The 4,236-nt window shown below is 73.7% G+C and carries 3 protein-coding genes; all 3 read left to right on the top strand.

Annotated elements, in window-relative coordinates:
- The first annotated feature begins 137 nt into the window (after positions 1 to 137).
- Positions 138 to 1,322, top strand: coding sequence for a transcriptional regulator (locus ACFU0Y_RS17395; RefSeq protein ID WP_380216096.1), 1,185 nt, complete (start codon positions 138 to 140; stop codon positions 1,320 to 1,322).
- 143 nt (positions 1,323 to 1,465) lie between these two features.
- Entirely contained in the window at positions 1,466 to 3,013 is a 1,548-nt protein-coding gene (locus tag ACFU0Y_RS17390) for an aldehyde dehydrogenase family protein (protein ID WP_380216094.1), read from the top strand.
- A 93-nt stretch (positions 3,014 to 3,106) separates the two neighbouring features.
- A complete protein-coding gene (gene adhP, locus ACFU0Y_RS17385; RefSeq protein ID WP_380216092.1) occupies positions 3,107 to 4,180 on the top strand; it encodes an alcohol dehydrogenase AdhP in 1,074 nt (357 codons plus the stop codon).
- The last annotated feature ends 56 nt before the right edge of the window (positions 4,181 to 4,236 follow it).

The following is a 4,236-nucleotide window of genomic DNA, read 5'->3' as shown; positions in this document are numbered from 1 at the left end:
CATTCGGCCGGTTCCCCGCCCCCCGCTGTTCCCGGACCTGTTCCCCGCTACCCTGGGAGCCGGACGAGAGCTGGGTCACAGCACGGAACGGGGGGCGGCGCGTGGGCGCAGCGGCGGACGGACCGACGACGGACCCGATGCTGCGCCTGTCCTGGGCCCGGTCCCTGGACCACCTCTCGGCCCCCGAGAGCTGCACCCCGAGGATCGTGCTGGACGGCTCCGACGTCCGGGAGGCCCGCTCCCCGCTGCGGCTGCTGATGCCCGTGCTCGACGAGCTGCTCACCCCGCTGGCCGAGGACACCGGGCTGGTGGTGGCCGTCACGGATCCCGCCGGCGTGCTGCTGCGGGTCCGGGGCAGCGCGCCGACGCGGCGCCGTGCGGAGGCCATGGGCTTCGTCGAGGGCGCCGACTGGTCGGAGCCCGCCGTGGGCACCAACGCCCCCGGCACGGCCCTGGTCCTGCGCCGGCCCGTGACCGTGCACCGCGAGCAGCACTTCTACCCCGAGGCCCGGCCCTGGTCCTGCACGGCCGCCCCGCTGCTGCACCCCCTCACGGGGGCGCTGCTCGGGGCCGTGGACCTGACGGGCGGGGACGCCGCCGCCGCACCGGCCACCCGGGCGCTGGTCGGCGCGGCGGTGCGCGCCGCCCGCGCCGAGCTCGCCCTCGCCCTGCGGGCGGCCGGCCGGACCGGGGCGGAGTCCGCCGCGGTTCCCGCCGCGGCCCCCCTCGTGGCCCCCGCCCGCGGCGCGTTCCTGCGCGTGCTCGGCGACGCCCCGCCGGCCCTGGTCCTGGACGGGCGGGCCCTGGAGCTCACCGAGCGCCACGCCGAGATCCTCCTGGCCCTCTCCCGCACCGGCTCCGGGCTGAGCACCGCGGAGCTCTCGGAGCAGCTGTGGGCCGGTCGCGCCCAGGAGACCACGGTGCGCGCCGAGGTCCTGCGGCTGCGCCGGCTGCTCGGGTCCCACGGCGGACCGGCGATCGCCTCGCGCCCCTACCGGCTCGAGTCGCCCCTGCCCTCGGACGCGGGCCGGGTGCTCGAACTGCTCGCCCGGGGCTCGCACCGGCGCGCGCTGCGCGAGTACACCGGGGCGCTGCTGCCGCGCTCCGAGGCGCCGTCCCTCGTGGCGCTGCGCCACCGCCTTGCCGGGCTGCTGCGCGAGGCCGTCCTGACCGACGGCTCGGCCGGGGCCGTGCGCGAGTACCTGGCGCTGCCGGAGGCGGCCGACGACGGCGAGGCCTGGGCGCTGCTGCTGCGGCTGCTGCCGCCCCGCTCCCCGGCCCGCGCCGAGGCGGTCCTCGAGCTGGAGCGGCTGCGCCGCTGACCGGCGACGGCGCCCTGTGCCGGCGGCGTGCAACGTGCGTGCAACGCGGCCCGGCCTAGTGTGATGCGCATCACCTCACGGCGCGGTCCGGTCCGGACCGCGCTCGTGGCACCCGCACCGTCACGCACCAGGAGCACGTCACCATGAGCGTTGAAACCCAGTCCCTCACCACCGTCTACGCGCAGCCGGGCACCGACGGCTCGAAGGTCTCCTTCAAGCCCCGCTACGAGCACTGGATCGGCGGGCAGTGGGTGCCGCCCGTGCAGGGCCGGTACTTCGAGAACGTCTCCCCGGTCAACGGCAAGCCCTTCACCGAGGTGGCCCGCGGCACCGCCGAGGACATCGACGCCGCCCTGGACGCCGCGTGGGCCGCGGCCCCGGTCTGGGGGAAGACCCCGGTCGCCGAGCGGGCGCTGGTGCTCCACCGGGTGGCCGACCGGATGGAGCAGAACCTCGAGATGCTCGCCGTGGCCGAGACCTGGGACAACGGCAAGCCCGTGCGCGAGACCATCAACGCGGACATCGCCCTGGCCATCGACCACTTCCGCTACTTCGCCGGCGCGATCCGCGCCCAGGAGGGCACCCTCTCCCAGCTCGACGACAACACCACGTCCTACCACTTCCACGAGCCCCTCGGCGTGGTCGGCCAGATCATCCCCTGGAACTTCCCGATCCTCATGGGCGTGTGGAAGCTCGCCCCGGCCCTGGCCGCGGGCAACGCGGTGGTGCTCAAGCCGGCCGAGCAGACCCCGGCCTCGATCATGGTGCTCATGGAGCTGCTCGCGGACATCCTGCCCCCGGGCGTGGTCAACGTGGTCAACGGCTTCGGAGTGGAGGCCGGCAAGCCGCTGGCCTCGAGCCCGCGGATCCGCAAGATCGCCTTCACCGGGGAGACCACCACCGGCCGGCTCATCATGCAGTACGCGTCCCAGAACATCATCCCGGTGACCCTGGAGCTGGGCGGGAAGTCCCCGAACATCTTCTTCGAGGACGTCGCCGCGGCCCAGGACTCCTTCTACGACAAGGCCCTGGAGGGCTTCGCGTTCTTCGCCCTCAACCAGGGCGAGGTCTGCACCTGCCCCTCGCGGGCGCTGATCCAGGGCTCGATCTACGACCGGCTGCTCGCGGACGGCGTCGAGCGCGTGAAGGGCATGGTCCAGGGCAACCCGCTGGACCTCGACACGCAGGTCGGCGCGCAGGCCTCCAACGACCAGCTGCAGAAGATCCTCTCGTACATCGACATCGGCCGGCAGGAGGGCGCGAAGGTGCTCGTGGGCGGCGAGCGCAACGTCCTGGACGGCGACCTCGCCGAGGGCTTCTACGTCTCCCCCACCGTGTTCGAGGGCGAGAACTCGATGCGCATCTTCCAGGAGGAGATCTTCGGCCCCGTCCTGTCGGTGACCCGCTTCACCGACTACGCCGACGCCATGGCCACCGCCAACGACACCCTCTACGGCCTCGGCGCCGGAGTGTGGGCCCGCAACGGCAACCTGGCCTACCGCGCCGGCCGGGACATCGAGGCCGGGCGCGTGTGGGTGAACCAGTACCACAACTACCCCGCCCACTCGGCGTTCGGCGGCTACAAGTCCTCGGGCATCGGCCGCGAGAACCACCTCATGATGCTCGACCACTACCAGCAGACCAAGAACCTGCTGGTCTCCTACTCCGAGGACGCCCAGGGCTTCTTCTAGGCCTCCGGGCGGATCCCGCCCCGAGCCGACCGTCCCGTCCCGCCCTCGTCGGTCCCGGCCACGTCAGCGCCGGCCACGTCCCGAAGGAGCACCATGAACACCCAGCACGCCCCGACCGTCCAGGAGTCCGCGACCGCCGCGGTCCCCGCCACCATGACCGCCGCCGTCGTCACCGCCTTCGGCGCGCCCCTCGAGGTCACGGACCTCCCCGTCCCCGACCCCGGGCCCGGCCAGGTCCTCGTGCGGCTGATCTCGACCGGCGTGTGCCACACCGACCTGCACGCCGCCCACGGCGACTGGCCGGTCCAGCCCACCCCGCCGTTCGTCCCGGGCCACGAGGGCGTGGGCACGGTCGTGGCCCTCGGCCCCGGGGTCACGGAGCTGCGGGAGGGCGACCTGGTGGGCAACGCCTGGCTGGCCTCCGCCTGCGGGCACTGCCGCAACTGCCGCACCGGCTGGGAGACGCTGTGCGAGGAGCAGGTCAACGGCGGCTACAGCATCGACGGGTCCTTCGGCCAGTACATGCTGGTGGACGCCCGCTTCGCCGCGCGCATCCCCGAGGGCGCCGACCCGTACGAGGTGGCGCCGGTGCTGTGCGCCGGGGTCACCGTCTACAAGGGCCTGAAGATGACCGAGGCACGGCCCGGGGAGTGGGTCGTGATCTCCGGCATCGGCGGCCTGGGGCACCTGGCCGTGCAGTACGCGGTGGCCATGGGCCTGCGGGTCGCGGCCGTCGACGTCGCCGACGACAAGCTCGCCCTCGCCCGCACGCACGGGGCGGAGATCACCGTCAACGCGTTCGCGGAGGACCCGGCGGAGGCCGTGCTCGCGCAGATCCCGGGCGGCGCGGACGCCGTGCTGGTGACGGCCGTGCACCCGGCCGCCTTCGGCCAGGCGATCGGCATGGTCCGCCGCGGCGGGACCATCGTGTTCAACGGCCTGCCGCCCGGGGACTTCCCCGCGCCGATCTTCGACATCGTGCTCAAGGGCCTGACGATCCGCGGCTCGATCGTGGGCACGCGCCAGGACATGGTCGAGGCCCTGGACTTCTACGCCCGGGGTCTGATCCACCCGACCTACAGCACCCGCCCGCTCGAGGACGTCAACGCCATCCTCGACGAGATGCAGAAGGGCAAGATCGAGGGCCGCGTGGTCGTCGAGTACTGAGCCCTGAGGCGCGCGAGGGGTCGCGTCCTGTCGGTGAGAGATCCTCTCACCGACAG

It is taken from the genome of Kocuria sp. NPDC057446, from assembly GCF_042802875.1.
GTDB lineage: Bacteria > Actinomycetota > Actinomycetes > Actinomycetales > Micrococcaceae > Kocuria.
The sequence above is the reverse complement of the archived record's forward strand: the minus strand, read 5'-3'. Positions and strand labels throughout refer to the sequence as shown.